The organism is Streptosporangium sp. NBC_01755 (assembly GCF_035917995.1).
Taxonomy (GTDB): Bacteria; Actinomycetota; Actinomycetes; order Streptosporangiales; family Streptosporangiaceae; genus Streptosporangium.
The window spans coordinates 5,384,796-5,411,694 of record NZ_CP109131.1; the positions used below are offsets into that span (position 1 = coordinate 5,384,796).

At 67.4% G+C, this 26,899-nt stretch carries 26 protein-coding genes and 2 pseudogenes; 17 read left to right on the forward strand and 11 right to left on the reverse strand.

What is annotated here, in order from left to right; all coding sequences use genetic code 11:
• Positions 1-3: 3 nt before the first annotated feature.
• Positions 4-192: a hypothetical protein gene (locus tag OG884_RS25580; protein WP_326636960.1), complete on the reverse strand. Its 189-nt coding sequence runs from the start codon at positions 190-192 to the stop codon at positions 4-6.
• Between the two features lie 858 nt (positions 193-1,050).
• Here OG884_RS25580 and OG884_RS25585 point away from each other — a divergent pair.
• From OG884_RS25585 to OG884_RS25600, 4 genes are all read left to right on the forward strand, one after another.
• A complete protein-coding gene (locus OG884_RS25585; RefSeq protein ID WP_326636962.1) occupies positions 1,051-1,707 on the forward strand; it encodes a hypothetical protein in 657 nt (218 codons plus the stop codon).
• Between the two features lie 380 nt (positions 1,708-2,087).
• Complete coding sequence (locus OG884_RS25590) at positions 2,088-2,540, forward strand: N-6 DNA methylase (protein ID WP_326636963.1); 453 nt, start codon at positions 2,088-2,090, stop codon at positions 2,538-2,540.
• On the forward strand, positions 2,537-2,932 hold the full coding sequence (locus OG884_RS25595) for an N-6 DNA methylase (RefSeq protein ID WP_326646993.1): 396 nt from the start codon (positions 2,537-2,539) through the stop codon (positions 2,930-2,932). Before OG884_RS25590 ends, OG884_RS25595 begins: the two co-directional genes overlap by 4 nt.
• 10 nt (positions 2,933-2,942) lie before the next feature.
• On the forward strand, positions 2,943-4,202 hold the full coding sequence (locus tag OG884_RS25600; RefSeq protein ID WP_326636966.1) for an alpha/beta fold hydrolase: 1,260 nt from the start codon (positions 2,943-2,945) through the stop codon (positions 4,200-4,202).
• 60 nt (positions 4,203-4,262) lie between these two features.
• Here the strand turns inward: OG884_RS25600 and OG884_RS25605 are convergent, their stop codons facing one another.
• From OG884_RS25605 to OG884_RS25620, 4 genes are all read right to left on the reverse strand, one after another.
• Positions 4,263-4,406 carry a hypothetical protein gene (locus OG884_RS25605; RefSeq protein WP_326636968.1) on the reverse strand — a complete coding sequence of 48 codons (144 nt, stop codon included), beginning with the start codon at positions 4,404-4,406 and terminating at the stop codon, positions 4,263-4,265.
• A gap of 69 nt (positions 4,407-4,475) precedes the next feature.
• Entirely contained in the window at positions 4,476-5,396 is a 921-nt protein-coding gene (locus OG884_RS25610) for a TrmB family transcriptional regulator (protein WP_326636970.1), read from the reverse strand.
• 220 nt (positions 5,397-5,616) lie between these two features.
• Complete coding sequence (glnII, locus tag OG884_RS25615; protein ID WP_326636972.1) at positions 5,617-6,630, reverse strand: glutamine synthetase; 1,014 nt, start codon at positions 6,628-6,630, stop codon at positions 5,617-5,619.
• 357 nt (positions 6,631-6,987) lie between these two features.
• Complete coding sequence (locus tag OG884_RS25620) at positions 6,988-7,371, reverse strand: hypothetical protein (protein ID WP_326636975.1); 384 nt, start codon at positions 7,369-7,371, stop codon at positions 6,988-6,990.
• 188 nt (positions 7,372-7,559) lie between these two features.
• Between OG884_RS25620 and OG884_RS25625 the strand changes: the two genes are divergently transcribed.
• Positions 7,560-8,465, forward strand: coding sequence for a MurR/RpiR family transcriptional regulator (locus OG884_RS25625; protein ID WP_326636977.1), 906 nt, complete (start codon positions 7,560-7,562; stop codon positions 8,463-8,465).
• The gene (locus OG884_RS25630; protein WP_326636979.1) at positions 8,410-8,643 is read left to right on the forward strand and encodes a zinc ribbon domain-containing protein; all 234 of its coding nucleotides are present in this window, start codon (positions 8,410-8,412) and stop codon (positions 8,641-8,643) included. Before OG884_RS25625 ends, OG884_RS25630 begins: the two co-directional genes overlap by 56 nt.
• Positions 8,644-8,958: 315 nt before the next feature.
• Here the strand turns inward: OG884_RS25630 and OG884_RS25635 are convergent, their stop codons facing one another.
• Positions 8,959-9,642, reverse strand: a complete 684-nt coding sequence (locus OG884_RS25635) for a DNA alkylation repair protein (RefSeq protein ID WP_326636981.1) — start codon at positions 9,640-9,642, stop codon at positions 8,959-8,961.
• Between the two features lie 86 nt (positions 9,643-9,728).
• Positions 9,729-10,418, reverse strand: a complete 690-nt coding sequence (locus OG884_RS25640; RefSeq protein WP_326636983.1) for a TetR/AcrR family transcriptional regulator — start codon at positions 10,416-10,418, stop codon at positions 9,729-9,731.
• Positions 10,419-10,541: 123 nt separating this feature from the next.
• Here OG884_RS25640 and OG884_RS25645 point away from each other — a divergent pair.
• From OG884_RS25645 to OG884_RS25660, 4 genes and pseudogenes are all read left to right on the forward strand, one after another.
• A pseudogene (locus OG884_RS25645) lies at positions 10,542-10,736 on the forward strand (acetyl-CoA C-acetyltransferase); the annotation flags it as partial.
• A gap of 285 nt (positions 10,737-11,021) precedes the next feature.
• Positions 11,022-12,542 carry a glycoside hydrolase family 3 protein gene (locus OG884_RS25650; protein WP_326636985.1) on the forward strand — a complete coding sequence of 507 codons (1,521 nt, stop codon included), beginning with the start codon at positions 11,022-11,024 and terminating at the stop codon, positions 12,540-12,542.
• Positions 12,543-12,721: 179 nt separating this feature from the next.
• Entirely contained in the window at positions 12,722-13,423 is a 702-nt protein-coding gene (locus OG884_RS25655; RefSeq protein ID WP_326636987.1) for a pentapeptide repeat-containing protein, read from the forward strand.
• A 176-nt stretch (positions 13,424-13,599) separates the two neighbouring features.
• A complete protein-coding gene (locus OG884_RS25660; RefSeq protein ID WP_326636989.1) occupies positions 13,600-15,309 on the forward strand; it encodes a glycoside hydrolase family 3 protein in 1,710 nt (569 codons plus the stop codon).
• Here the strand turns inward: OG884_RS25660 and OG884_RS25665 are convergent, their stop codons facing one another.
• Entirely contained in the window at positions 15,310-16,011 is a 702-nt protein-coding gene (locus OG884_RS25665; RefSeq protein ID WP_326636991.1) for an alpha/beta fold hydrolase, read from the reverse strand.
• An 80-nt stretch (positions 16,012-16,091) separates the two neighbouring features.
• Here OG884_RS25665 and OG884_RS25670 point away from each other — a divergent pair, with 80 nt between their 5' ends.
• The gene (locus tag OG884_RS25670; RefSeq protein ID WP_326636994.1) at positions 16,092-17,087 is read left to right on the forward strand and encodes a LacI family DNA-binding transcriptional regulator; all 996 of its coding nucleotides are present in this window, start codon (positions 16,092-16,094) and stop codon (positions 17,085-17,087) included.
• A gap of 67 nt (positions 17,088-17,154) precedes the next feature.
• Here OG884_RS25670 and OG884_RS25675 read toward each other — a convergent pair whose 3' ends face one another.
• Positions 17,155-18,306, reverse strand: a complete 1,152-nt coding sequence (locus tag OG884_RS25675) for an RNA-guided endonuclease InsQ/TnpB family protein (protein ID WP_326636995.1) — start codon at positions 18,304-18,306, stop codon at positions 17,155-17,157.
• Positions 18,307-18,339: 33 nt separating this feature from the next.
• On the opposite strand from OG884_RS25675, the gene tnpA reads away from it, so the two are divergent.
• The 4 genes and pseudogenes from tnpA (at position 18,340) to cutA (ending at position 20,593) form a co-directional block, all read left to right on the forward strand.
• Positions 18,340-18,768 (forward strand): IS200/IS605 family transposase, encoded by a 429-nt coding sequence (tnpA, locus tag OG884_RS25680; RefSeq protein WP_326636996.1) that lies wholly within the window; start codon positions 18,340-18,342, stop codon positions 18,766-18,768.
• A gap of 109 nt (positions 18,769-18,877) precedes the next feature.
• Positions 18,878-19,624, forward strand: coding sequence for a hypothetical protein (locus OG884_RS25685; protein ID WP_326636998.1), 747 nt, complete (start codon positions 18,878-18,880; stop codon positions 19,622-19,624).
• Positions 19,625-19,729: 105 nt separating this feature from the next.
• Positions 19,730-19,852, forward strand: a pseudogene (locus OG884_RS25690) (ABC transporter ATP-binding protein); the annotation flags it as partial.
• 405 nt (positions 19,853-20,257) lie between these two features.
• Positions 20,258-20,593, forward strand: coding sequence for a divalent-cation tolerance protein CutA (cutA, locus tag OG884_RS25695; RefSeq protein ID WP_326637000.1), 336 nt, complete (start codon positions 20,258-20,260; stop codon positions 20,591-20,593).
• Here cutA and OG884_RS25700 read toward each other — a convergent pair.
• Positions 20,556-21,776, reverse strand: a complete 1,221-nt coding sequence (locus OG884_RS25700; RefSeq protein ID WP_326637001.1) for a hypothetical protein — start codon at positions 21,774-21,776, stop codon at positions 20,556-20,558. The genes cutA and OG884_RS25700 overlap by 38 nt on opposite strands.
• Before the next feature lie 380 nt (positions 21,777-22,156).
• Here OG884_RS25700 and OG884_RS25705 point away from each other — a divergent pair, with 380 nt between their 5' ends.
• Together OG884_RS25705 and OG884_RS25710 are read left to right on the forward strand one after the other, a co-directional pair.
• The gene (locus OG884_RS25705) at positions 22,157-22,540 is read left to right on the forward strand and encodes a hypothetical protein (protein WP_326637003.1); all 384 of its coding nucleotides are present in this window, start codon (positions 22,157-22,159) and stop codon (positions 22,538-22,540) included.
• Positions 22,541-23,325: 785 nt separating this feature from the next.
• Positions 23,326-23,820, forward strand: a complete 495-nt coding sequence (locus OG884_RS25710; RefSeq protein ID WP_326637005.1) for a hypothetical protein — start codon at positions 23,326-23,328, stop codon at positions 23,818-23,820.
• 1,501 nt (positions 23,821-25,321) lie between these two features.
• On the opposite strand, the gene OG884_RS25715 is transcribed toward OG884_RS25710, so the two are convergent.
• On the reverse strand, positions 25,322-26,839 hold the full coding sequence (locus tag OG884_RS25715) for a recombinase family protein (protein WP_326637007.1): 1,518 nt from the start codon (positions 26,837-26,839) through the stop codon (positions 25,322-25,324).
• Between the last annotated feature and the right edge of the window lie 60 nt (positions 26,840-26,899).

Below are 26,899 nucleotides of genomic sequence, written 5' to 3' on the forward strand. Positions count from 1 at the left end.
CGCCTAATAGTCCGCTCCCGCCAGGATCCAGCCCTCGCCGCTCAGCGGGGCGGCGACCTCGGACTCCTCCCAGACGACGACCTTCGGAGCGAGGTCCGAAAGGACGAAGGAGAGCTCGCCGGTCGACTGCCGCCAGTTGGCCGGGCAGAGGATCGCGCCGAGGTCGCGTCCACGGACACGGTGTACGAGCATCCGAATCCGGTGAGCCGGTCACGGTGGAAAAGCGCGGCGTCGTCCGTGGGGAAAAGCGCGGCGAGGGTGGTGGAGTGCTTCAGGACCGCTCGTTGGTGTCGTGTCGTGCGGGGTGGAAGGTCAAAAGCGCGCCGAGGACCGTGGAGTGGCCCCAGACCGCCCATCGGTACGGGTCCGCCGCGGTGCGGAAGAATTCGGGCCGCTCCTCGCCGCCGCCTCGTGCGAGGCTCTCGCCGTGCGGGGTACGAAGGTCCGCGGGGCGTCCGGTCAGGGGTCTCCCTCGGCCGGGTGCGGGGACGAATCGGGCCTTCCACCACGAAAGGCGGCCCATCCGAGGGGGCGGGAGTGGCGCTTTCCTTGATCTGGGTGAATCCGCACGCCCCCAGCGTGCCAACTCATCCAGATCATGGAAAATCCCCGATCGTCACCGCCACGGCCCCGCCTCCACGCCCGCCATGACCCGCTTTGCCCCCTCCCGGAGCTCCACCGGCCCGCCCCCGGTCACCCACACCCGGCCAACGCCCGCCACCACCCCGCACGATGCGTTGCCGGTGAGCGGTCCCGAGCGACTCCGCCGCCCTCGCCGCGTTTTTGATCTTCCACCCCGCACGATGCGTTGCCGGTGAGCGGCCCCCAACCACTCCACCGCCCTCGCCGCGCTTTTCCCCACGTACATCGTCGTCCACGCGAAGAGATCTTCGGGACATGAAGCCGGTCCGGGGATGTGATGATCCGGGGTCGGCGTGCAAAAAGCCGCGCCCCGGGCGGCATGCGAAGCAGAGGCGGGCCCGGGGCGTACGCGTTCACTCTACCCGTTGGTACCGGTCCCTAACAGTCGATCCCCCAGAGAGAGCGGTCGTGACTTCCGAGTTGCCTGAATGGTTCCAGCGGGTGTTCTCCACACCGCGATTCGCGCCTTACCTCGACGCTTCCGGACGGAATGTCACGCGAGCCTGGCAACTGTATCGCTGGAATGTTGAGGTGTCGGAGGCCTTTTACGGCCCTCTGCACTGTCTGGAGGTGGGCCTGCGCAATGCGGAACACGATCAGCTCCGTGCTAAGTACGGCCGGGCCGACTGGTGGGAGACGGCACCACTGCGGAAGCACGACGCCGGGAAGATCGCCAAAGCCCAGGACGATCTGCGTCGCAAGAACCGCGGCCCTTTCACCGCAGATGACGTGCTCGCCGAGCTGTCGTTCGGCTTCTGGGTATCGCTCCTGAGCCAAGCCTATGACCGGCACTTCTGGGTTCCGGCGTTGCACAGGGCTTTCCCGCACTATTCGGGTCGTCGTGACGAGCTGCGCGACCAACTCCAGGCGATGGTGCTGTTCCGCAACAGGATCATGCACCACGAGCCCATCCATCATCGACACCTGGTGGCCGACCACGCGAAGATCTACCGCCTTCTGGGTTACCTGGAGCCTGAGGTCGCACCGTGGTTGCGGCGGTTCGATCGGGTGCCGGAGGTGCTCGCCCGGAGAGTAAAAGAGGACCATGGTGATGAGCAGGCCTGATGGTTACGTGTCTCGGTCCGATATCGCACGGCTCGCAGAGGTGCGACGTCCGGCCGTGACCAACTGGGAACGTCGGCACCGCGATTTCCCGACGCCCAGGTCGATCGAAGGTGAGGAGCTTTTCGAGGTGTCGGCCATCGGCGCATGGCTCGATCGCCGCAGGATCGCGAGCAACGCGCTCATGACAGGGGAACGGATCGGTTCCACGTACGGTGGCCGTTTTCATCGGAACCTGGTGATGCGATCCGGTGAGGAGAAATCGGTGCCCGCCCCCCGTTCTTCCCAGTGCTTCTCCCCGTCCTTCCAGCGAGAAGAACGCCCTGTGGGAAAAGCTCCTGAGGCTGCGCGGCGCCGTTGACGCGGCCTCTTATCGGGATCTCGTGCTCAGCCTGGTCTACCTGCGCGCGCGTGAGAGCGACAGCTGGGCTGCCGTGACACGTGGTCTCCGGGAGGAGCACGGCCCGTATGCCCTGTCGCGCCTGGCCGCACAGCTCCAGGCGATCCTGCCGGACTCCTGGAGGTTCGACCGGTCCGGCTTCGGGATGCCGCACCAGTCCGGTCACGGGCTTGCCGACATCGTGGACGTCATCGATCGGGCGATCGACGCTCAGGAGGGCGCGGTGGTCTTCCACCAGCTGCTGGAACAGTTCGCCGTGCTGGAAGGCCGCAAGGGCGGAGAGTTCCACACACCGGAATCCGTGGCGCGCGCACTGGTCGAGGTCCTGTCGCCGGACCTGCCACGAGCGATCTACGACCCGGCCTGCGGAACGGGCGGACTGCTCGTCGCGGCGGCGGCCCGTCGACGGGCATCGCCGTCACCATCTGGCTGCTGACGCCTCCGAACGAGTTTCGCAAGGAGCTTCTTTTCATCGACGCCTCGGATATGGGACGGATGGTCACCCGTACCCATCGGGAACTCGGCGCCGAGGAGATCCATGAGATGGGCGCCGTCGTCGCCCGTTGGCGGCGAGGTGAAGAGCTGGACTCGGCCTTGGCCATGTCGGTATCGCTCGGGAACGTTCGCGGTCAGGACTACAACCTGAACCCCCGGAAGTACGTCGTGCCGCCCCCTGCAGACGTGTCCGGTGACAAACAGATGGTTGAAGACCTGTGGGGGAAACTCGGCCGCCTGCACGCGCGGGCGGCGGAGGCGATCGTGAGCCCATGTCCCGGGCTGGCCGCCGTTCCTCACGAGGGACGAGGACCATGGCGCGAGGTCCGGTAGTTTTCCGGGGGTGACTGTCCTTCTGCCCGGTGTGGCGCTCACCGACCACGTGTTCACCGTTCCGCTCGACCACGCCGACCCCGGCGGCGAGACGATCGAGGTCTTCGCCCGGGAGGCGGTGGACCCGGCCAGGCAGCGGGAGGACCTGCCGTGGCTGCTCTTCCTGCAGGGCGGTCCCGGCGGCAAGTCGCCGCGCCCGGCCGCCGCGGACGGGTGGCTGGGGCAGGCGCTGAAAACCCACCGCGTCCTGCTGCTCGACCAGCGGGGGACCGGCCGCAGCACACCCATCACCGCGAAGACGGCGTGCGGCACGGACGCCGAGCTCGCCGCCCGCCTCGGGCACTTCAGGGCCGACTCGATCGTGGCCGACGCCGAGCTGATCCGGCGCGAGCTGGCCGGCGACCGGCCCTGGGAGACCCTCGGCCAGAGCTACGGCGGCTTCATCACGCTGACCTACCTCTCGCTGGCCCCCGAGGGCCTGGCGACCTGCTACGTGACCGGTGGTCTGGCCGGGCTCGACGCCACCGCCGACGACGTCTACTCCCGCACCTACCCGCGCGTCCGGGGCAAGGCGCGCCGCTACTTCGCCCGCTATCCGAACGACTCGGGCCGCCTGGACGAGATAGCCGCCCACCTGCGGCTGCGCGAGGTCTCGCTCCCCGACGGCGACCTGCTGACCGTACGCCGCCTGCAGACCCTCGGCATGTGCCTGGGCATGAGCGACGGCGCCGAGTACCTGCACTGGTTGCTGGAGGAGGCCTGGACCGGCGACAGGCTCTCCGACCTGTTCCGGTACGAGGTCATGATGGCCACCGGCTTCGTCGGCAACCCGCTCTACGCGGTCCTGCACGAGTCGATCTACGCCCAGGGCGCAGCCACCGGCTGGGCCGCGCACCGGCTGCTGCCCGAGGAGTTCCACGAGGACGCGGGGCCGACGCTCCCCACCGGGGAGATGATCTATCCCTGGATGTTCGACGAGATCGCCGCGCTCCGCCCCTTCAGGGGCGCCGCCGAGATCCTCGCCACCGCCTCCGGCTGGCCGGCCCTCTACGACCCGGTCCGGCTGGCCGCCAACCGGGTCCCGGTGGTCGCCGCCGTCTACTACGACGACATGTACGTCGACGAGGGCCTGTCCATGCGCACCGCGCGCGCGGTGGGCAACGTGCGGACCTGGGTGACCAACGAGTGGGAGCACGACGGCGTCCGGGTCTCCGGCGGCAAGGTCCTCGCCCACCTGATGGACATCGCGGGCGGCGTCCACGGCTCCTGAACGTCTCGGGGAGAGGGCTGGAGCGTGCCGTCCAAAGCGTCCGCTCCGGACGGCATGGGCTCAGGTGGGGGCGGACGCCTCGGTGACGGGGAGGCGCACCTGGAAGCGGGTGTCGCCGGGCTTCGACTCCACGCGCAGGTCGCGTGCGATGGACCGTGATACACCTGGATCGTCGTCGACGGTCATGATGACCGTTTTGTCCATGTGCTGTCTTCCCCCGGGATGGCGGCACTCGATATGGGGACAATCTCTCTGCAGGATGTCACTTTTGCGTTAAAGCAATCGTTCGTCGGGCGCGGTTGTGCGGGCCGGATCGGTCCCGCGGGGGCGGGGGCCGGGCATCCCCGTGGTGCGTAGCAGGGCGGCCGCGTAACCGTGGTCGCTGAGGAAGCGCTTGAGCTCGGGGTCGCGGGCACAGAGTTCGCTCATGCCCTCGTGGCCGACCCGGTCGGCGATGATCTGCAGGGCGATGTCCTGCCTGACGTACTCGACGGCCATAGCGGCGACGGCCGGGTCCTCGGTGTAGACGCCCCACGCGGTGCCGCCGGCGAAGCCGCCGACCAGGGCCTCCCGCCGGTCGCCCACGACGACCAGCAGCCGATGCTCCGGGCCCTGCCCCTCCTGGGCCTCCGTGGTCGCGCACGGAGGGGGGAAGCGGCGCTCGTAGAGATTCCCGACCGGTTTCCGCACCGCCCCGAAGTGCACCACCGAGGTCTCGACCCCGCGCTCGACGGCTCGTTCGACCAGTGCGGAGAGCCGCCCCATCTCCTCGGGCCAGATCGACAGGAACAGGTCGGTATGCGCCTCGGCCACCACGTCCTCGGCCCGCGCGAGCAGCGCCTCCGCGTCCTTGAGGCTGTGGATCAGGTGGGCCCCGGGGGACGCCACGATCACGGGCAGCGAGACCTCCAGCGACTCGATCGAGTCGTCGAACTCCCGGCGCATGCGCTCCAGCAGGGAACGCGGTGGCAGAGGCAGGTAGTCGACGGTGTCGCCGGTGCCACGCAGCTCATAGGCCGCGCCCTTGGCCACCAGCTTGCCCAGTGTCGCGTAGACCATGCTGCGTGGCACGCCTGAGCGCTTGGCGACCTCATAGCCGTTGAGGGGCTGCCCGGCACCGACCAAGGTGACGTACGCCTTGGCCTCGTAGCCCGACATCCCCAAACGCTGTAATTGCTCCACTACGTCCCGCATCGCAGTTATGGTACGGCGCAAGCTACCCCTTTAGCGCTGTCCTAAAGCAGCTGTTTGGTGGGATTTTCGTCACGCGCTCGAGATGGAGGCCGTGTGGCTCCTCGGGAAACGGGAAAGAAGTGGCTCCCCGGGAAACGGGAAAGAGGTGGTTCCCCGGGAAAGCGGAAGGCCGCGGACGCCCCCGGCAGGACGTTCGCGGCCTTCCGTTCTTCGGTCGGGATCAGACCTGTTCGGCCTTCTCCAGAGCGGCGCAGCAGGTGTTCACGATGAGGCGGGTCACCAGGTAGGGGTCGACGTTGGCGTTCGGACGCCGGTCCTCGATGTAGCCCTTCTTCTCCACCTCGACCTGCCACGGGATGCGGACCGAGGCGCCGCGGTCGGAGACGCCGTAGCTGAACTCGTTCCAGGGGGCGGTCTCGTGCAGACCGGTGAGGCGGTCCTCGATGCCGGAGCCGTAGTGCTTGACGTGCTCCAGGGCGTTCGCCGCGAGGGCCTCGCAGGCGGTGATGATCGGGTCGTAGCCCTCGCGCATCGCCTTGGTGGAGAAGTTGGTGTGCGCGCCCGCGCCGTTCCAGTCACCCTTCACCGGCTTGGCGTCCAGGGTGGCGGCGATGTTGAAGTCCTCGGCGATGCGGTAGAGCAGCCAGCGGGCGATCCACATGTGGTCGGAGACCTCCAGCGGACCGGCCGGGCCGATCTGGAACTCCCACTGCCCGGGCATGACCTCGGCGTTGATGCCGGAGATGGCCAGGCCCGCCTCGATGCAGTAGTCGAGGTGCTTCTCGACGATCTCGCGGCCGAAGACCTCGTCGGCGCCGACGCCGCAGTAGTAGCCACCCTGCGGGGCGGGGAAGCCGCCGAGCGGGAAGCCGAGCGGGCGGCCCTCCTTGAAGAAGGTGTACTCCTGCTCGATGCCGAACCACGACTCCTGGTCGGCGTACTTCTCCGCGACATCGACGAGGGCCGCGCGGGTGTTGCTGGTGTGCGGGGTCATGTCGGTGTTGAGAACCTCGCACAGCACCAGCACGTTGCTGCCGCCGCGGATCGGGTCCAGGCAGGTGAACACCGGCTTGAGCACGCGGTCGGAGGAGGAACCGTCGGCCTGGTTGGTGCTGGACCCGTCGAAGCCCCAGATCGGGAGTTCGGCACCGTCCGCCATGACCTTGGTCTTTGAGCGGAGCTTGGCGGTCGGCTCGGTGCCGTCGATCCAGATGTATTCGGCCTTGAAGGTCATCGGCGGAGTCCTTGAGGGTGGAGGGGTCTGCTGCCCCCAAAGGTTCGCAAGTCGCGATTTCACAACTGTTGCCCGTATGTGAACAGGGTGTTACCCGGCATCGTCTGGGCAGGCAGTGGCCGCGCCGGAAACCGCACATTCCACTCTCGACCCCTGTGAGCTGCCCTTTTGTGGGACGATTGGAACGATGTAGACATCCGTCGGGGAGGGGACGGCGGGTCGCGGGGCGCCGGGCGGACATCGGGGTGGACGTCGTCCGTCCCGACTGAGGCCACGACGCGCGCGGGGGGTGGGCGAGTGCCGACCACGCCGGGTCGATCACCCGACGGGACACGACGCGTTCGGGGCCGGGCGGGCTCAGCTGGACTCGTCCCAGTCATCCTCCCGCGACCTGGCCAGCTCGGCCTCCATCTCCTCCAGCTCCCGCATGAACCCCTGAAACCCCCTCGGGCCCAGACGGCGCCAGACGAGCAGCTGCAGAGAGCGCGTCTCCTCGTCCACCGGCGGTTCCTCGTGGCGCGGCGCCTGCGTCTCCTGAGCCTGCGTCTCCTGAGCCTGCCGGTCCGCGGCCTGGAGCTCCTCGACCGTGAGGCGGACTCCGTGCTCGCGTTCGAGTAGCCGGATGTGCGGATCGTTGCGCAGTCTCTGGTCCCGGGCGCGCCGGGCGCGCCGGGCGGCCAGCTCGTCGTGGACGTGCGCGCTGGAAACCTGGTGGGGCGTGTCGGCCGGACGTCGAGTCATCGTGGGGTTCGCCTCCGTCGGGCGGCTCCTTTTCTGGAACCTCTGCCATGAACGACGCTCGAAAGGCGGCAGAGGTTGTCGGAGTTCTTCCGCGGGCTCCGGCGACACGGGCGTCACGCCCTCCACCATGCCCCGATGGTCTTGACGCGGCCTCGGGTTGAGAATAATTTTCATCCAGATGATGGTTGATGAAAGGAATGCTTGTGGCCGCAGGTGCGCTCGGACGTATCCAGACCGAGACACCCGCGCTGCCGGAGGCGCTGCGCCGGGTGGGTGAGGCGATCCTGGCCGACCCCGCGGAGGCGGCGCGATCCACGATCATCACGCTGGCCGAGCGGAGCGGCAGCTCGCCCGCCACGGTCACCCGTTTCTGCAGGGTGTTCGGTTTCATGGGATATGCCGGGCTACGGGTCGCGCTGGCCACCGAGACCGGCCGCGCGGCGCAGGCCAACTGGGACATGGGGGTGGGCCACGAGATCGGCCCCACCGACCCGCTCGACGCGGCGATCGGCATGATGGCCGCCGCCGACTCGCGGCTCATCCAGGAGACCGCGGCCCAACTCGACGCGACCACCGTCGCCAAGGTCGCCGAGGCCATCGTCGCGGCCCGCCGCATCCTCATCTTCGGGGTCTCCACCAGCGGGGCGGTGGCCGGGATGATGGGCGGGCGGTTGCGCCGCATCCGGATCCCCTGCTGGAGCCACGCCGACGCGCACGAGGCGCTCGCCGACGCCGCGCTGCTCGGTGCGGGCGACGTCGCCATCGGCATCTCCCACCAGGGCCGCACCCGCGAGGTGCTGGAGTCCCTCGGCGAGGCCGGAGACCGGGGCGCGCTGACCGTCGCGGTCACCTCCTTCGCCCGTTCCCCGCTGGCGGAGCTGGCGGAGCTGGTGCTGACCACCGCCAGCCGCGAGACCACCTTCCGGCTGGGCGGCCTGGCCGCCGTCCACTCCCAGCTCTTCGTCCTCGACACCGTCTATGTCGCGGTCGCGCAGCGCACCTACGAGCAGACGAACGAGGCGTTCGAGCTGACGATTGGTGAAGGTCCCCGCGCGGGGGACCTCGCAGACCTGTCACCGGTGCGGCCATCGTGACCTGGCGGCCCGGGAGGGGATACGGTACGTCTGCGCCAACCCCGCGTGCGGTTGGGGCGGGCATGCCGACACCAACGCCGCGATCAATATCAAGAACGCCGTCGGAACGCCGGTATCAGGACGTGGAGACCTCGGGGTTACCCGGTCTGCGAAGCGTCAACCCCCGCGCGCCGCTTAACCGCGACGCGACGGGAGAGTCTCCGGCCTTCGGGCCGGGGAGGAGTTCAAACGCTCTTCCAGAGCCAGATCCAGAAGGGCCTCACCGCGGGCGCCCTCACGTAGCGCCCGCCGGGGGCCGGTACCGGCCCATGCCGCCCCCGATCGGCGTCGTCGACGCTCTCGGACGACGAGAGCCGTGGTCAGCCACATGAGTCGGCCACATGAGAACGTGGGCTCCCGAGCTCATGCCCGTATTCCATCCGGGAGATTGCGAACGGGCCGACGGTCACCGTGGAGGTCCGGAGGGAGATCGGCGGTGCGGGTGGAACGCGGGTCAACGCACCGGAAGGTTCTTCAGGGCCTCGCGGCGGCTCAGGCCGCTGATGCCGGTGTGGTCGACGTAGCGGACGACCTCGCCGGGGTTGGTCTTGGCGTACTCGCGCAGGGCCCAGCCGATCGCCTTGCGGGCGAAGAAGTCGTTGTCCGACAGGCTCGGCTCGATGCAGGCGTACAGCAGGCCGGTGTCGGTGGCGGACTTGAAGCGGTTCTGGGAGAGGATGGCCGTCCGGCGTTTCCACAGGTCGGTGCCGTGGGCCCAGCGGAGCATGAGGGGGCGCATGGTGTCGGGGAAGGCCGCCAGCAGGCCGCCGACGCGGTGGACGGCGAGGTCGTCGACATAGTCCCACCAGGCTCCGGTGACGATCATCTCCTCGTACATCGGCAGCGCGTCGAGCGTCTGGAAGCCCCGGTAGAGGCGGAAGCCGGTCAGTTCGATCGCCGCGTAGCGCTCCTCGCGGTACTCGGCCCCGTGCCACAGGGCAAGCGCCGCCTCCCGCCACGCGGGCGCCGTCTCGACGTAGTACTCGATGAAGACCCGCTTCAGCGCCGCGCGGCGGGGGGCGGCCTGCACGCCGAGGAAGGGCATCTCCGACTTCATGTAGGCCCGCATGACCGGAGCCTTGGCGGGGTCGGCCACCTCGGTGAGCGCCATGCGCACGGCCTTCTGCAGTATCTCCATGCTTGCCCACCACTTCCCGTTCGCTTCGCGGACGGCTCGATTCTCACAGGCCGCGTCGCTCGCCGCGCGGGGTTCGCTCACGGGCGTCAGGCCTTCTGGCTGCTCCGCTCGCCGGTCGCCAGGCCGTCGAACAGGACGGTGATGTAGTGCTCGGCGAGGCCGGCGGTGTTGAGGCGCCCCCCTGGGCGGAACCAGCGCACCGCCACCCAGATGGTGTCGCGGATCATGCGGTAGGTGAGCTTGGGGTCGACGTCGGCGCGGAACAGGCCGGCGGCCTGGCCGAGCTTGATCTGCCCGACCCACATCCGCTCGACCTCGTCCTCGGCTTTGACCAGGTAGTCGAAGCGGTCACCGGGGAGCGACCGCAGGTAGTTCCAGTCGTTCTGCATGACGGTGATCGCCGCGCGGTGGGGCTCCAAAGTGCTGAACCCGATGCGCACCATCTCTGAGAGGATCGTGCGGGGGTCGCCGTCCTGTTCGAGGGCGGCGCGGTAACGGCCGACGAGGTCGTCGAGGAAGGTGGCCAGCACCTCGTCGACGATCGTCTCCTTGGAGTCGAAGTGGTGGTAGAGGCTTCCGGAGAGGATGCCGGCCTCTTCGGCGATCTCCCGGACGGTGGTCGCCTGGAAGCCCTTGCGGGCGAAGAGTTCGGCGGCGAGTTTGACGAGATGGTCGCGGCGCTCTGACGCGGAGCCGGAGGCGGCCGCGCGCTTGGTCCCGCCCTGGCGCTTGACCGAGGTCGTGGTCGTGCCGCCGGAGTTCTTTCGCGTGTTCACGCCTCTCATTATGAGCCCTTGCGCAATCGCTTGTTCACCTGAACGCGCCAGCTCGTTCCATCCCCTGCCTGCAACCAAGCGCTTGCTACGCCTGCTGTCAGGCGAACACCGAAGGGATCAGGCATGACCGAGGCGTACATCGTCGGCGCGGTCCGTACCCCGGTGGGCCGCAGGAACGGCGGCCTCGCCGACGCACACCCCGCCGACCTGGGCGCCCACGTCATCCGCGAGCTTGTCGGGTGCACCGGCGTGGCCCCGGAGGCCGTGGACGACGTCGTGTTCGGGTGCGTCGACACCGTCGGCCCGCAGGCCGGCGACGAGGGCGGCGGCCAGGCCAACGTGACGATCATCGAACGGCTCTGACCGCCTCGGGCGAGGCCGCCCCACCCGCCGTCCCCGTCGGCCGATCTTCAACCCACCCTCGTCGAGACCTGTAGACCTTTACTCGAAGGCCAATGGTCAGCCCACTAGCAATTAGGAAACTTTCCTATTAGATTTGCGCCAAGCCGCCGTGGGAGCGCTTTCCCCGGAGGTTCGGGACAACGTGGGGTCTGCGCGCCTTCGGCATGGGACGCCGACCGGTCGTCAGGCGAGGAGTGGTGAATGAAGCGCGGCCCAGAGCTGCTCCGTCTGGCGGAGACCGTCGTCTTTCCCGGTTTCGAGGGCAAGACCCCGCCCGACTGGGTGCGGCGCAGACTCGGTGAGGGGCTGGCCGGGGTGGTGCTCTTCTCCAGGAACATCGCCACCCCCTCCCAGGTCGCCGACCTGACGGCCGCGCTCCGCGAGGAGAACCCCCAGGTCCTCGTCGGCATCGACGAGGAGTCGGGCGAGGTCACCCGCCTGGAGGCGGCCGGCGGGAGCACCCGGCCGGGCAACTTCGCCCTCGGCGTGGTCGACGACACCGGCCTCACCGAGGAGATCGCCGCCGACCTCGGACGCGACCTGGCCCGGGCGGGCGTCAACCTCAACTTCGCCCCCTCGGCGGATGTGAACTCCAACCCTGACAACCCGGTCATCGGTCTGCGCTCCTTCGGCGCGGACCCCGACCTTGTCGCCCGGCACACCGTCGCCTGGATCCGGGGCATGCAGTCGGCGGGCGTGGCGGCCTGCGCCAAGCACTTCCCCGGCCACGGCGACACCTCGGTCGACTCCCACCATGGTGTGCCGCTCGTCGCCGCCGCCGCCGGGGAACTGCGAGACGTGGCGCTGCGGCCCTTCCGCTCGGCCGTCGAGAAGGGGGTGCGCACGGTCATGACCGGCCACCTGCTCGTCTCCGCGCTGGACCCCGTGATGGCCGCCACGCTCAGCCGCCGGGTCCTGCACGACCTGCTCAGGGTCGAGCTGGGCTTCGAAGGCGTCATCGTCACCGACGGCATCGAGATGACCGCGGTCTCCGGCCCGTACGGCATCGGCGGTGCCTCGGCCCTCGCCGTCGCCGCGGGCGCCGACGCGATCTGTGTGGGCGGCGAACACGCCGGAGAAGAGACCGCGATCGCGGTCCGTGACGCGATCGCGGACGCCGTGATCGAGGGCAGGCTCTCCGAGGAACGGCTGGCCGACGCCGCCCGCCGCGTCCGCGAGCTCGCCCGCTGGACCGCGACCGCCCACCGGGACACGCCCGCGCGCGCCGCCTCCGGTGGTTCCGGCGACGCGTCGATCGGCCTGGCCGCGGCCCGGCGCGCGCTGCGGGTCACCCGCCGCTCCGCGACCGCGGCCTTCCCTCTGTCCGCCCCGCCGCACGTCGCCGAACTCGCCCCCGAGATGAACCTCGCCATCGAGAAGGACACCCCCTGGGGTGTCGGCGAGCCGCTCGGCAAGCTCCTCCCCGGCACCACGGTCACCCGGCTGGACGCCTCCACCGCCACCGGGAGCGCCATCGAGGCCGTACTCGCCACCGCGGCCGGGCGCCCCCTGGTCATCGTCGTCCGCGACGCGCACCGCCACCCCTGGCAGACCGACGCGCTCCGGCACCTGCTGGCCGCCCGCTCCGACGCCGTCGTGGTCGAGATGGGCCTGCCCGGCCGCTCCGACCTCGGCGCCGTGCACATCGCCACCCACGGATCCGCCCGCGTCTGCGGCCAGGCCGCCGCCGAACTCCTCGCCGGGGACCCGGGCACCGCCTGACCGACGGCTCGTCTCCGGCGTCGGCGTACGGCGTTGGCACCGGCGTATGGCGTACGGTGTCGGCGCACGGCGCGGGTGAATCAGCGGGAGCCCGCGAGCGTCGCCCGACCGACACGGCTCCCCTCTGGGGAGCGTGCGGTCTCGGTGATTCTGTCGGGGCGGGCTGCTTGAATCGCCGGATGGATGTGGCACGGTTGCTGGCGGACCAGCGGGAGATCAACGGGGTCGATCTGGCGAGGCTCTCCCTCGGCGAGCATCTGACCGGTGAGGGACCCTACGTCTTCAAGGAGTGCGACCTCACCGGCACCGACTTCAGCGGGGCGCCGCTCGTGGGGGCCTCGTTCGAGGGATGCGTGCTGGAGCGGGCCGACTTCCGCCGTACGGATCTGGACGGGGCGCGTTTCTCCGGCGGCGGGGGAGCGGGGCTCAGGTTCGCGAACGCCGAACTCGTCGACGCGACCTTCACCGACGTCGACCTGTCGGGCGCGAACTTCGGGCGGGCACTGCTCACCGACGTCGTCTTCACCGGCTGCCGCATGATCGGCGCGGTGCTGACAGGTTGCCGGGGCATCGGCTACCGGTTCGACGGTTCCAACCTGATGCTGGCCGACCTGATCGGCTGCTCGTTCCGAGGCGCCCACCTGCGGGGCACCCGCCTCGACGAGGCCAACCTGTCGAACTGCGACTTCACCAATGCCGTGTTCGAGGACTGCCGCATGATCGGCGCCCGCACCGTCGACACGGTCTTCACCATGGCAGACCTGCGCGGCCTGGACCTCGGCGAGGTCGACGACACCCGGCTCCGATCGCTGCGCGGAGCGATCATCAGCCCGTCCCAGGCCGCCCTGATCCTCGCCTCCCGGGGGCTGACCGTGAACTGATCCGACCGAGGCCCACCCCGGCGGAGGGAAACGAGTCGCCGCCGCCGAACTCGGCCGCTACGGCGTCACGGTGAACGCGATCGCCCCGGCCAGCCGTGTTGTTGCGTTTCGGTCTGAAGTGTTGAAACAATGCTTGAGTCGAGTGATTATACGTATAATCAACGAAAGGTGGCATCGTGGACTACCGGGATCCTCAGCTGTCCGTCGAGCGGCGTGTCGACGACCTCGTGGGCAGGATGACACTGGAGGAGAAGGCGGGGCTGCTCTTCCAGGCCATGGTGACGATGGGCGACATCATGCCCATCCCCTCGGCCACCGACATGATCGACGGCCGGCTCATGAACCACTTCAACCTGTTCGGCAGCGCCTCGGGGCGCGAGATGGCCGAGTGGAGCAACGCCGTACAGGAGCGGGCGAAGGCGACCAGGCTCGGCATCCCCGTGACGATCTCCACCGACCCGCGTCACTCCTTCTCCAGCAACCCGGGCGCGGCCATGATGGCGGGAGCGTTCTCACAGTGGCCGGAGACGACGGGGCTGGCCGCGATCGGCGACGAGGCCCTGGTCGAGAAGTTCGCGGACATCGCCCGGCAGGAGTACCTCGCCGTCGGCATCCGGGTCGCCCTGCACCCGCAGATCGACCTGGCCACCGAGCCCCGCTGGGCGCGCGCCAACGCCACTTTCGGCGAGGACGCGGAGCTGACCTCCCGGCTGGTCAAGGCATACATCCGGGGCTTCCAGGGGGTACGCCTCGGTAAGGACAGCGTCGCCTGCATGACCAAGCACTTCCCCGGCGGCGGCCCGCAGAAGGACGGCGAGGACCCGCACTTCGCGTACGGCCGCGAGCAGGTCTACCCGGGCGGCAACTTCGACTACCACCTCAAGCCGTTCGAGGCCGCCTTCGAGGCGGGGACCTCGCAGATCATGCCCTACTACGGCATGCCGGTCGGCACGCCGTACGAAGAGGTCGGGTTCGGATTCAACAAGGATGTCATCACCGGCCTGCTGCGCGAGCGGTACGGCTTCGACGGCATCGTCTGCACCGACTGGGGCCTGCTCACCGACGACGTGATCATGGGGCAGCCGGTGGCCGCCCGTGCCTGGGGCGTGGAACACCTCACCCCGCTGGAGCGGGCGAAGAAGGCACTGGACGCCGGGATCGACCAGTTCGGTGGGGAGGCCTGCCCGGAACTGGTCATCGAGCTGGTCAGGAGCGGGCAGATCGCCGAGGAGCGCATCGACGTCTCGGTACGCCGCCTGCTGCGCGAGAAATTCGTGCTCGGCCTGTTCGACGACCCGTTCGCGGACCCGGACCGGGCCGAGGAGATCGTCGGCCGCGCCGACTTCGTCCAGGCGGGGGTCGAGGCGCAGAGCGCGTCGCTCACCCTGCTCAAGAACGGCCCGCTGCCGCTGGTGGAGGGGCTCAGGATGTACGTCGAGGGCGTCGACGCCGAGACCGCCGCAGGTTACGGGACGATCGTGGCGACTCCGGAGGAGGCGGACATCGCGCTCGTACGACTGGCGGCGCCGTACGAACCGCGTCCCGGCATGTTCGAGTCGTTCTTCCACGCGGGTGACCTGGCCTTCCCCGAGGCGGAGATCGCCAGGCTGCGCGCGTTGCAGAGTAAGGCCGACACGGTCGTGGACGTGTACCTGGAACGGCCCGCCGTCTTCCCCGAGATCGCCGAGGGGGCCGTCGCCGTGCTCGGTGATTTCGGCGCGAACGACGCGGTCTTTCTCGACGTGGTCTTCGGACGCAGGTCGCCGCTCGGGCGCCTGCCATACGAGCTGCCTCGCTCGATGGCCGCGGTCGAGGCGAGCCGTTCCGACATGCCGTACGACAGTGAGGACCCGCTCTACCCGTTCGGGCACGGGCTGAGCTATTAGTCAGATCCAGCCGTCGAGGCCGGTCAGGAAGTCCTCGAAGAGGTGCCGGTGGATGGTGTGCTCGGCGCCCTTGACGACGCGGACCTCGAAGCCCCTGGCCTCGAGGTCCTTGGCCTGGTCGGGGGGGACGACGAAGCTCGGGTCGGCGAGCTGCACCAGCGAGGGCACGACCGGTTCGGGGGTGTGGTCGAAGCCGGCGATCTCGCCCAGGGACAGCGCGGTCCGCGGGTCCCAGAGCTTGAGCATCTCGATCTCGACCGCGTTCTCCTCGGCGGTCCAGCCGGGGTGCATCGCCGTGACCTGCTCGACGGTGGCGTACTTGAGCTGCGCCATCATGTCGGTCATCGGCGCGCCGCCCTCCATGCGCGGCAGCCGGAAGGCCGGGTCCGAGTAGATCGCGCGAGCCGGCCTGAGCCGCTCGACCGCCACGGCCAGCGTCAGCCCGCCGAGCGAGTGGCCGATGGCCAGTTCGGGACGGGCGGGCACGGATTCCAGCACCGAGGAGGCGTACAGCTCGGGGGAGTACGTCTCGGCGCGCGGCGACCGGCCGTGTCCCGGCAGGTCGACGGCGATGACGTGGTAGCCCAGGGAGGCGAGGTGCGGGCCGACCCGCCACCAGCACTGGGAATCGGCCATGATGCCGTGGATCAGGACGGCGACCTTGCCGTCCGACGGGCCCCACTCACGGGTGTGCAGCTGCATTCAACTCTCTCCAGGGTCAAGTTATACGTATAAGCAGTTGATAACATGCGAGGACAGGCCAAGACAAGAGAGCGAGACCCGTGACCTCCCATGTGAAGCCGCCGACCAGCGTCGATGTGGCGCGCGCTGCGGGAGTCTCCCAGGCCACGGTCTCCTACGTGCTCAACGACAGCCCCGGCGCACGGGTCGGCGAGGAGACCCGCGAACGGGTCAGGGAGGCCGCCGCCCGCCTCGGCTACGTCCCGCACGCCAGCGCCAGAGCGCTGCGCACCGGGCACAGCGGCCTGGTCCTGCTCCCGCTCTCCCCGGCCAGAACCGGCAGACTGGCGCAAGACCTGCTCGACGAGATGGAGGACAAGCTGCGTGAGCGCGGTTACACCCTCATCCAGTACGGCGAGCGCCGGCTGAAGGGCACCGCCGCCGCGCGGTCGTGGGCCGAGCTGCGGCCGGTCGCCGTGCTCGTCGAGGTGGAGAGGCTCACCAAGGCGGCGGTCGAACTGCTCAAGGCCTCGGGCGTGAAGGCCGTCATCGGGTTCGGCGCCGAACGTCCTTCACCGCTCGTGCCGGTCGCACTGTACGACCAGGAGGCCATCGGCGCCTGCGCGGCCGAGCATCTGGTGTCGCGGGGCCGCACCAGGCTGGCCGCCGTCGTGCCGCGTGAGCAGGGCATCGACAAGATGGGCGCCGGCCGCTGGCGCGGCGTGTGCCAGGTCGTGCCCGGTGCCGAGCGGATCGACCTGGCCTTCTCCGAGGACGAGGCGGCGCGCCTCGCCGCGCGGGGCGACCTACCGGACGGTGTTTTCGCCTACAACGACGAGTACGCGATGCTCGTCGTCAGCGCGCTGCGAGACGCCGGGGTGCGGGTGCCCGAGGACGTCGCGGTCGTCGGGGCGGACGACCTGGTCATCGCCGGGCTGATGCGGCCCAGGCTGACCAGTGTGCACGTGGACCCGACCACGACGCCCGGCGAGCTGGTCGCCATGGTCGACGAGATCATCCGTGGGGAGCGTGCGGCCGGGCCCCGGACCGTGCTCAGCCGCTACACGCCGCGCCTGGTGGTCAGAGAGACGACGTAACAAGGTCAGCTTCTCGGCCCTGGAGGGGTCGAGCTTGCAGCTCCTCACCGTGCATGGGGTGCACGGTTCAGGCCGCGTCGTCGGCAGCGTGACTCACTGCCCAGCCCGTGACACCGCGCGCGGCGATGTTACGGGCCGCGTTCACGTCGGCGTGCTCAGCGAAGCCGCACGACATGCATCGGAAGGTGGCCTGATCGGGCCGGTTCCTCTTCGAGACGTGGCCGCATGCCGAGCACCCCTGCGAGGTGTGGGCCGGGTCCACGTACACCACCGGCACCCCTGCCCGGGCCGCCTTGTAGGCGATGAAGGAGCCGAACTGGTGGAAACTCCAAGAGTGCAGCGTGACCCGCTGGGGCTTGCGGAGCCGTACCCTTGCGCGGATGCCGCCCAGGTCTTCCAGGGCGACGCCGCGCGAGGTGCGTTGCGCCTCGGTCACGATGGTCTTGGAGATGCGGTGGTTGGTGTCGGCCGCGAAGCGCGCTTCCCGGCCGGAGATCTTGCGCAGGAGCCTCTTGGCGGCCTTGGTGCCCTTGGATTGCAGGCGTCGGCGCAGCCGCCGGTTGCGGTGCCGTACCTGGTTCAGGTGCTTGCCGGCGTGGGCGATGCCATCGGATGTGGTGGCGATGTTGGCGATGCCGAGATCCACGCCGAGGAACCCGTCGGGCTCGAAGGTCTGGGGTTCGGGCACCTCGCAGGTGGCGTACAGGTACCAGGAGCCGCCCCGAAACACCAGGTCGGACTCGCCCTTGCGGTAGGCGGTCAGCAACTTCATCTGTTCGGGCGAGCAGGCGAAGGGGATGCGGCCGAAGCGTCCGCGCGCGGTCCAGATCGAGATCGTACGGGCGTCGTACTGCCAGGACAGGCACCGGTCGTCGTAGGGCTGCGCGGCGTCCTTGCGGAACCGAATCGGTTTGCTCTCGGCCTTGGTGCGCCGCGTGGAACCGTTCGGGCCGTGGTTTGCGGCCTTCAGGTTGGCCTTCAGGGTGGCGTAGGCCCCGGCGACTTTCCGCGTGATGTGGATGGCGGGCTGCGCGGACAGGCCCATGGCCTTCAGGTCGCCGTAGACGAGGCGCTGAAGGGAGGTCTTGTTCTTGGTGCCGGTGTCGAAGGCGCGGCGGGATGCGTGGTTGGCGGCCCGGTTGCACAGGGTCAGCGTCTCCCGCAGCGCCGCTTCCGTGGCGGCGTCGGGGAGCAGCTTCACCTGTACGACCAGCTTCATCCCTGGGATTTTATGATGGGTATCATCTTATCTATGTCACCTCGATGGGAGCCAGACCCTGATGTGAGGAGGGGTCGTAGCGTCGTCTACAACCTTCATGTTCATCTTGTCTTCGTCACTAAGTATCGGCGTGATGTCCTTCACGATGCGATGCTCGTCCGCTGCGAGGAGGTCATGCGGGAGGTGTGCGCCCAGCTCGGCGCGGCCCTGCGGGAGTTCAACGGCGAGGAAGACCATGTGCACCTGCTTGTGCACTACCCGCCCAAGCTGTCGATCTCGACTCTGGTCAACCGGCTCAAGGGCGTCTCGGCGCATTACCTGCGCAAGGAGTTCACCGGCCGGATCGACCGGCACATCATGCACGGTCACCTGTGGTCGCCGTCGTACTTCGCCGGCTCGTGCGGCGGCGCACCACTGGAGATCATCAGCGAGTACATCGAGAGCCAGAACCGCCCGGACTAGCGTCCGGGCCAGGAAGGGAAGCCATTCCTCCTGGCCCTGAACGGCCGGGATTCCTGGCTAGATCTTGTTGAAGCGACGCACGTTCCTGGGCCTTGCAGCAGCAGTCCCAATGATCACCTTGGAGGATGTCCGCAAAGGGCTCGACAGTCACCTCGGCGTCACTATCAGCACTGCCGATGTGGATCACTGGCATGATGTCGTTATTGGTCATGCCAGCACCTACGGCCACACTCCACCGGCTGAACTACTGACCGGCCTCACTCCGGACATAGCCGCGCTCGCCGAACTGTGCCGGACCCATCCTCATCAGCGGGACCTGCATGTCACCGCGGCTCGCCTCGCGGGATTGATCGGGGCGGCGCATACCGACCTTGGCCATGACCGAGATGCCCGCGAATGGCTCCACACCTCTGGCCGGATCGCCTCCCTTGTCCTGCTCGATCCCGCCGGTTTCGCGCTACCCGGGCCGCGGTTCTACGGGTGGGCGCTCGCGGGTCTGGCTCCTCGCGCACTCCGTCCGCGCCTGGCACGCCTGGTTGCCAACGGCACGATCCTGGAGACAGAGATCATGAGCTTGATTCCGGCGGTCGCCCGATACCGCCGCCGGCTGCCGGACGCCCTGGTCTTCGGCGACGACGAGCTGCGCACCCTGCGGACCCTGCGGACCCGTTTCCTGTGCCTGCTCGCCGCACGTAGCGCCCTGCACAAGTCCCGCACGACAGCGGAGGGGGTGACGCGCCTCGTACCGGCCGCCCGGGTCGAAATCGTGCCCCGGACGGGGCACGCACTGCCGATGGATCGGCCGGATCTCGTGGTGGAGCAGATCCTGAGCTTCGTCTCCGAGGAGGACGACTGAGAGGGCGCGCGTATCGAGACACAGGTCTTTACGGTTTCCCGCCATTGAAGTCGGCGGTTCGTCTCCATGGTGGCCGTGGCCGTCGGTTGCCTAGCGTTGGCCGACGTGATCAGACTTCAAGGTTTATGCAAACGCTACGGGGACCGGATGGTCGTCGACGACCTGTCGTTGGAGGTGAGGCCCGGCATGGTCACCGGCTTCCTCGGGCCGAACGGGGCGGGCAAGACCGACGCCGAATTGTGACAGTTCTTTTCGACTTGGGTAGTCTGCCCCAGCTTTAAGCCTGACCGCACACCTTCCCGCATGTCTTCCCCTTTGCCTGATCATCCCGTCTGCCTCGACCCAACCGCGAAGCGGCAGCGGGCCGGGGACGGAGGGTCAAGCCCGTCTTTGCGTGTCCCTTCACTGGTCGCCGTTCCTCGATCATCGGATGCCATCGGTCACAGACGGGCTTGATCCGTAGGAGTCGGGCTGCTGGGCTCTGCCTGGGTCGTGGCGGACGGGATGATCAGGCAGACCTCAGCCACCACCAAACCCGCGCACCGCGCTCCTCCTCATCCCGGAGCTGAGCGCCCCCGCCGGAGGCATTTTGAGGTGATGGCTGAGGAGGGCAGCCACACGTAAGCTGATCACATGACCCCTTACCTTGAGGTACACGTGACCGCTGGAACCCGGGAAGAGGCGGAAAAGATCTGTAATGCTGCTGTGCAGGGGCGTGCGGCGGCGTGCGCGCAAATCGCCGGACCGGTCAGTTCCGTCTACTGGTGGGCGGGCAAGGTTCAGCGGGATGAAGAGTTCCTGATCCTTATGAAGACCAGCAAGGATCGTCTGGACGAACTCATCTCAGTGGTGAAGGCTGAACATTCCTATGAGACGCCAGAAATTATAGCCATCCCAATTGAGGGCGGATTGGCGGACTACTTGACCTGGATTAAGTCAGAGACGGCGGAGTCACCTTTGGCCGGGTAGCGATGTATTCGGCCCGAAACTCACGGGCAGCAGTGGCGCGGGAGTCTCTGAGTTCTTTGGCCACCTGGTCGAGCCGATCCCAACCAAGCGGTGAAGCCATGGCATCGGTGGCAGCCAGCGAGGACCGAGCGTAAGCTACGCCTTCTTTGATATCGCCTAGCCTAATGCGAGCGATGGCCATATCGGCTTTGACGACGCATAGTTTTTTGATCTCTGGCTCTGGGCCAAGATGTGTCATGATGGCGTCCAAAGCGGTGACGGATTTCTCTTCATGGTGCACACGGGTGTAAACTGCGAGTTTCATCGAGGCGAAACGGGCCGCATCTAGGAAGCATGTCCAAGGTCGGGCGTTAATGTCGGCTTCGGCGTAAACCTCGTCGGCTCTGGCAATGGCAGTTAGTGCAGTATTCCGGTCATCGACCAATGCGGCTTCTTCGGCCATCCGAGCAAGGAGCCAAGCCTGTGTTGCCGGGGCAGCGTCCCCAAGTCGTTCAAGTGCATTTGCCGCCAGCCGTACACCATGGGCGTTGTCGCTTCCGGTCATGTAGGTGCGATATCCCGTCCACACTGCTGCTATCGCTGGATCGTGGCCGTGCTTGGCGGCCAAACCGGCTAGACGTGAGATCGAGGCGGCCCGCTTCGCGTCCCTCATCTCCCAAGCGAACCAGGCAGCGAGTACTGCGCTTTCTCCCACGGTGACGGCAAGGCGCTGCCGTAGAGCCTCAGGTGGGCCGCTTTCAAGGAGTGCGCTAACTTCGCCTAGATGGGTCATGAGCGCTGGATTCAGGACATGCGCGGGAAAGTGCTCTTCTAGCCGGTGGAATCCCCTCGTCCGGGCTTCGAGATGGCTCACAGTTACGCTGTCGGGTCGGTGGTCTCCGGTGAGTGCACGCAGGAGACGTTCTGTTGGGTCAAGTGCTGCGCTCGCTGTGACGGTCGCAGCAAGTTGCAGTAGAGCACGCCGGTCCATGCGCTGGTCAAGCCTTCCCACAGTCCATGCAAGTACGAGTGGGTTGAGCTTCTCATTACTCATATGGATCGCGGTAACAGGTGTTGGCAGAGGCTGGAGCTGCTGATATCCGTTCGACGGGTCTTCGTTGAGATCGATCTCTGCGGATGGATCGCGCTGTGCAAGACTTGTGGCACCGCTCCGGAACAGCTCGGCCTCGTCTACGTCGAACACACGGCAGTACAGCAGCCGATAGGGATCTTTGGGCTTGTGCCTGCCTGCCTCCCAATCTCTGATCATTCGCACGATGGACTCTCGCCTTGGCAAGTAGTCACGAGTGCGCTCGTCGGCAGCCTCCGTAAGCGCACGCGCCATGTCCCGCTGAGACCAGAGCCTGTTGCGCCGTTCGGCACGTAGCCGCAACGCCCAAGTTGGGACATTAACCATCGCATTACCTCTGGGAGGTAGGAGGACTGTCTGTCTCCTCCAGTCTCCTCTAGTCCGTCCTGTCCGTGCATGCTTCTCGGCGATGTGATGAGAGCACAGAAAAAGCGAGACCCGCAGGCGCTGACACGCCGTACGGGTCCCTAAACCGCACATCGGAGGTGCGATCTGTGGATCACTCTAGAGGCATCCCGCCTCTTGTTGACGAGGCCGCAGCGGAGAATCAGGACAGGGCGTTGGCCGTCGTTCAAAAGCTCCTGCTAGAGCAGGGAGTCCGCGCCCACCGTCACAACACGATCAATCTGGAACTGTCTGTCAACCGTGACAGACCGTGGCCTGACCCCCCGGTGAGGTCGTCGGTGGAGCGGCACCCGCCTGAGCTGGCCGTGATCGGTCCGCAGGGATGGCGCGATGCCACAGTGACCGTGGGGCAGCGCTCGGGCTCTTACATGCTGGCCGTCCGTGGAGGTCCTGCACTCCAGACGGTGAGAAGCGAGCACCCGGAACAGGTGGTCGCGCTGATCATCGCCGCTCGGTCGGGTGAGCGGTCGTGAGCGTGGCGGAGTTGGTGATGCTCCATGGGCGGACCTGGAGCATCTCGGAGGCGGTGGGGGGTGGCTGGTATGCCGTACGGCGCGTTGTCCTCTCGTCCTACGGACTTGAGCATGGCCTGTCCAATGTGCGGTGTGGGGCGTCCTTGGCGGAGCTGGCCCGCAATCTGGAGGCTGAGGCACGGTTGGAACGCCAGCCCTGGCGCCGTGTGCCATTGCGGGTGGTGTCCTAGCCGCTAGCTGATCTTCAGAGCTGGTGCGGCGGTGCGTCATCCCCACGCTGATTGGCCGTCGCACCTGGCCGGGGAGGTCTCCTGAGTTTTGAGGGCGCTCGTGGAGATCTCCCCGTTGTCCGCCGGAGTTGTGAGCCCCATGGGTGGTGTGAGGTACGGGGGAAGACGTGATTCGCCCGTGTCTCCCATCGCGTGATGGTGCTCAGGACGGGGCGCCGGATGGGACGTAAGGGGAGGGGTGGTCGACAGCGGCTGCCCCTCCCACCTTCCGAGCATCGCCTTGCTGGCGGCGCGGTGTCAGCCCCACCCGTGTCGTCGTCCCGTCTGTCTCGGGGACGCACAGCACTCGAAAGGAGATCATGGTGGCCTGGGTACCTAACCCGAATTGCCCCACATGCGAGGGAAGGAGCAGCGTCTACGACCCTGTATCAGGACTGATGAGGATATGCCCTGATCCTGTCCATGGTAGATAGAGGCTTCATGACCGCACGATGAGCGGGAGTAGACTCTGACCCTTCATTCATCGCCAGCGGTTCAGCAGGGAGAAAAGGAACGATGCGCCCCAAACGCTTTGAGATGTTCATGAAAGATCAGCTCACCGGTAGTGGGAGCGATTCGATAAAGAGCGTTGCCACGTTCGATGAAATCGCGTTCACGTCTAAGCCGTGTGGCTTGCAAATCGAGTTTGTGACGGGCGCGCGGGTGATGCTTCAAATCGTTCGCTCTTCTCCTCCTGGCGGTGAGGACTTCGGGCAAGACGAGAAGGTTATTGAAGGTGAGGCGCTTGAGCCGGTTCCCGGCGTAGATGTGCTGATCACCGGCGGGAAGCTGAACGTCGAAAGTGTCGAGCGCTATCTAACCGTGCTGCTCACCAACAGTGGCAACAGAGAGATCAAGAGTCTTCGCCCGTTCGTGGGTAAGGGGCAGAAGTATGGAATCAATGTCGGGTTCCATAGCGGGGCAAACTGCTACATTCACTTCCTGTATACGCTTCCCAATGGGAAGGAGACGAATTTCCATCCGGAGTTCAACGTGCTGGAGGTTGTCTAATGGCTAGTGGAAGGTGTCCAACGTGTGGCGCAAGGGTGAGTGCGGACCCTGGGCAAACAGTTCCGATGCATCAGAAGTTGGGAACTCGCGAGACGTGTTCGGGATCGGGTAGTTCGGCTGTTAGGTAGCCGATTGGCCCGCTAGAGAGGTGCGGCCCCCGGTGCGGTGACTGGCCGGGGGCTTTGCGGTCAAGATCATTTTTATGGTGTCCGCGGGGCCTTTCATGATCATTACGGAGCGGAGCGGCCGGCGCCAATCCGAAGGACCCCGTAGGGGCCGCGTAGCGGTTGGGGCCGGTGGTCGGAGCGGCTTACCGGCGGGTGAATCTCAAGGGCTCTGGTGATCGGTACGTCACCGAAATGACGTACTGGCCGTGTGTACGTCATCTCGTCGTCGTGGGCCTGGGCGGCTGCGCGTTGGTGGTCGGCGGGTGCGTTCGGTGCGGCGGGAGCTGGGTGCGGCGGGCGGCGGGGTCTGCCCGTTCCCGCTGGGCGGGCGCGGGGCGGGACCGGCCTCCAGGCCGCATGCCCGGTCCCGATGTCCGTCCGGCGGGGGCGGGCATGCCCCGCCGGGCGGCGGCGCGGAGCGCTGCCGCCTGCTTGACCTATATAAGATTAATTCGGCAACTTGCTGGGACGGTCTGAGGCGGGGTGTCGTGAGGGTCGCCAATTAATTCGGCAACTTGTCGGGCGGCTCGGGGTGCGGCGGCGCGGAGCGCTGGCGCCTTGAATCAGTAAAGAAACTCTGAGCCAACTCGGGACGTGCTGTGGCCTCGGTGGCCGGTCTGGATGGCCGGTCTGGTCGTGCGGATCACCTGGGTTGGGGACTTGAAATTAATTCGGCAACTCATCCGGGGCGTGGGCGTCGTGGGGTGTGAGCTGGGGCTGAGGGCTCGGCGGGTCGGTGTCACCTGGGATCTGGCGTGCCGTGAATTAATTCGGCAACTCGGGGAGCCGTGTCGGGAGTGGCTGAGGGCGGATCGCTGGGTGTTGACGAACCAATCAAGCGCCGCGTTACGGCTGGCCAAATGGCTTTTAATGGTTGTCCGCATGGAGCGCGATATGGGGCTTATTCGTTATATGCGTATGTTGATTCGGGGGGAAGGGGGGTGAACGGGAAGAGTCGTGTATGCCTGGCTTGCGGGACGGGTCTCAAGCGGGTAGCGGAGAGTCGCATCGGGAAGAGCGCGCCGAAGGCACCTTTCCGTCTGGGTGGGCGGGCGGGTCAAAGAGATTAGGGGGCAGGGGTAGCGGCTGCGGCGGGACGTGGGCACGGGGAACGGTCGTCAGGGCGAGACGGTGGGGGGCTCGGTGGTGGGAGCACGCCGGAACCCCAAGATGATCTTGTTGTGTACGCGAGGGCACTGGTCGAGGGGTGGCCTCGGCTGACACAAGATCAGCGGGACCTGGTAGCGCTGACGCTGCGTAACGGTCTGTAGGAAACGGGGATGCCCCCGCCGGTGAACGACTCGGCGGGGGCATCTTCGCGCGTGCGGGGATCATCACGACATGGCGGGCTTCACCGGCTCGATAGTGACACGCTCGGTGATGCGCGGGCGCTTGCCGCGTCCTACCAGTTGGACGGTAACGGTCATGATCGCCGCGATGATCACCCGGCGGGCACCGATGCCCAGACCTTCCCAGACCTTGCGGGCCTCGGCCTCGGTCTCGACGCCCGCGAACGGTGCCAGCGGGGACGTGTCGGTCACGTCATTCAGGCGGCTTTCGAGGCGCTGGATCTTGGCATTGACGCGCTTCACCCCTGCGAGGTACTCGGGGCGCTCGATCACCTCCTCGGCGTAGTCCTCGACAAGTCGAGTCCTGCGCTGACGCGTCGCGATCACCTCGGCTCGAAGGGCGGGCACGTCCACGTCGGTCGTCGGCGCTTTGATCAGGTCGGCGGCGTCTCTGGCAAGGATCACGATCGCCAGGGTCTCGACCAGGTCGTCTAGCTCGGCCTGCGGGCAGGTGGCGTGTCCCTTGCCGGTGCTCTGGCATCGGTAGACGGGCCGGTCGGCCTTGTCACCCGCACTGTGGACCCGCAAGACATCACCACATGGGCACCGGTAGATTCCGCTGCCCAACCACTTGGGAGCGGGTCCGGGGTTGGTCCGGCGAGAGGGGTCGGCGAGCTTGGCCACGACCGCCCAATAGATCTCCGGAGAGATGATCGGCTCCCATGGGGCCTGTCCAACCACGTCGGCGGGGGTGTAGGTCTTACGGCCAGTGCCTTTCCTGTGGACCATGAGGGCGGCGTTACGGGGGCGCATGAGCACATCACGCACGTAGGTGGGTCGCCATGGCTTGCCGTCGGCGGTCGGCACGTTCTTCTCTCGCAGATCACGCGCGATGCTCTTCATGCTCGGTCCCTTGGGCTGGCCGAACGTCGGCAGGAGAACCACATCGGCCATCCCGTTAATGATCTTCGCTTCGTCGGGCCGTACGGTGACCCCGTCCGCCTCGAAACCGTAGGGGCGTCGTCCGCCTCCGAACTCTCCGGCTGCGGCCTGGCGTTCACGGGCGGAACTGACGCGCCGTGCGGTGTCACGACTGCTCTTGTTCGCCATCGCGACCATCACACGCGCCATGGTCACATCGGCGTCATTGCTGAGCCGCAAAGATCCCGTGACGCTCTCGGCGCGGACCCGTGGCCGGTTGCTCTCCACCACGTCGATAAGGTCTTCGAGGTCGCGCGGGTCGCGCATGGCGCGGTCAAGGTCGAGAGCAACCAGGATGTCGGCTCGGTCGCTGGTGAGGTAGTCGAGAGCTTCCCGGAAGCCGGGCCGTACCGTGCGCATCTCGCTGCGGCCGTTGGGAAGCATGACGATACGGCGCTTGAACGCGCTGATGTCGTTCTCGATGATCACTTTCGCCACGGTCCATCCCTTGCCGGTGGCGAGTGCCGTGAGTCGCTGGACCTGGTCGTCAACGCCGGTCGTGTCGAGCTGGGCCGTGCCGTCGTCGGCCTTGATCTTCTCCGCGTCGCTGATCCTCGCCAGCAAAACCGCTCGGTTGCTCATGATCCCTTGCCCCTTCCCCTTGGTTGATCGCCTGATCACAGCCTATCTAAAAGAAGTGCC

Bases quoted from the DNA above. Each gene is read 5' to 3' on its own strand.
- OG884_RS25625 (WP_326636977.1), top strand. From the start codon at position 7,560: ATGAAAGGAATGCTTGTGGCCGCAGGTGCGCTCGGACGTATCCAGACC.
- OG884_RS25655 (WP_326636987.1), top strand. From the start codon at position 12,722: ATGGATGTGGCACGGTTGCTGGCGGACCAGCGGGAGATCAACGGGGTC.
- OG884_RS25580 (WP_326636960.1), bottom strand. From the start codon at position 192: ATGCTCGTACACCGTGTCCGTGGACGCGACCTCGGCGCGATCCTCTGC.
- OG884_RS25685 (WP_326636998.1), top strand. From the start codon at position 18,878: ATGATCACCTTGGAGGATGTCCGCAAAGGGCTCGACAGTCACCTCGGC.
- glnII (WP_326636972.1), bottom strand. From the start codon at position 6,630: ATGACCTTCAAGGCCGAATACATCTGGATCGACGGCACCGAGCCGACC.
- OG884_RS25605 (WP_326636968.1), bottom strand. From the start codon at position 4,406: ATGGACAAAACGGTCATCATGACCGTCGACGACGATCCAGGTGTATCA.
- OG884_RS25675 (WP_326636995.1), bottom strand. From the start codon at position 18,306: ATGAAGCTGGTCGTACAGGTGAAGCTGCTCCCCGACGCCGCCACGGAA.
- cutA (WP_326637000.1), top strand. From the start codon at position 20,258: ATGACCCCTTACCTTGAGGTACACGTGACCGCTGGAACCCGGGAAGAG.
- OG884_RS25710 (WP_326637005.1), top strand. From the start codon at position 23,326: ATGCGCCCCAAACGCTTTGAGATGTTCATGAAAGATCAGCTCACCGGT.
- OG884_RS25635 (WP_326636981.1), bottom strand. From the start codon at position 9,642: ATGGAGATACTGCAGAAGGCCGTGCGCATGGCGCTCACCGAGGTGGCC.
- OG884_RS25610 (WP_326636970.1), bottom strand. From the start codon at position 5,396: ATGCGGGACGTAGTGGAGCAATTACAGCGTTTGGGGATGTCGGGCTAC.
- OG884_RS25620 (WP_326636975.1), bottom strand. From the start codon at position 7,371: ATGACTCGACGTCCGGCCGACACGCCCCACCAGGTTTCCAGCGCGCAC.
- OG884_RS25715 (WP_326637007.1), bottom strand. From the start codon at position 26,839: ATGAGCAACCGAGCGGTTTTGCTGGCGAGGATCAGCGACGCGGAGAAG.
- OG884_RS25650 (WP_326636985.1), top strand. From the start codon at position 11,022: ATGAAGCGCGGCCCAGAGCTGCTCCGTCTGGCGGAGACCGTCGTCTTT.
- OG884_RS25665 (WP_326636991.1), bottom strand. From the start codon at position 16,011: ATGCAGCTGCACACCCGTGAGTGGGGCCCGTCGGACGGCAAGGTCGCC.
- tnpA (WP_326636996.1), top strand. From the start codon at position 18,340: ATGTCACCTCGATGGGAGCCAGACCCTGATGTGAGGAGGGGTCGTAGC.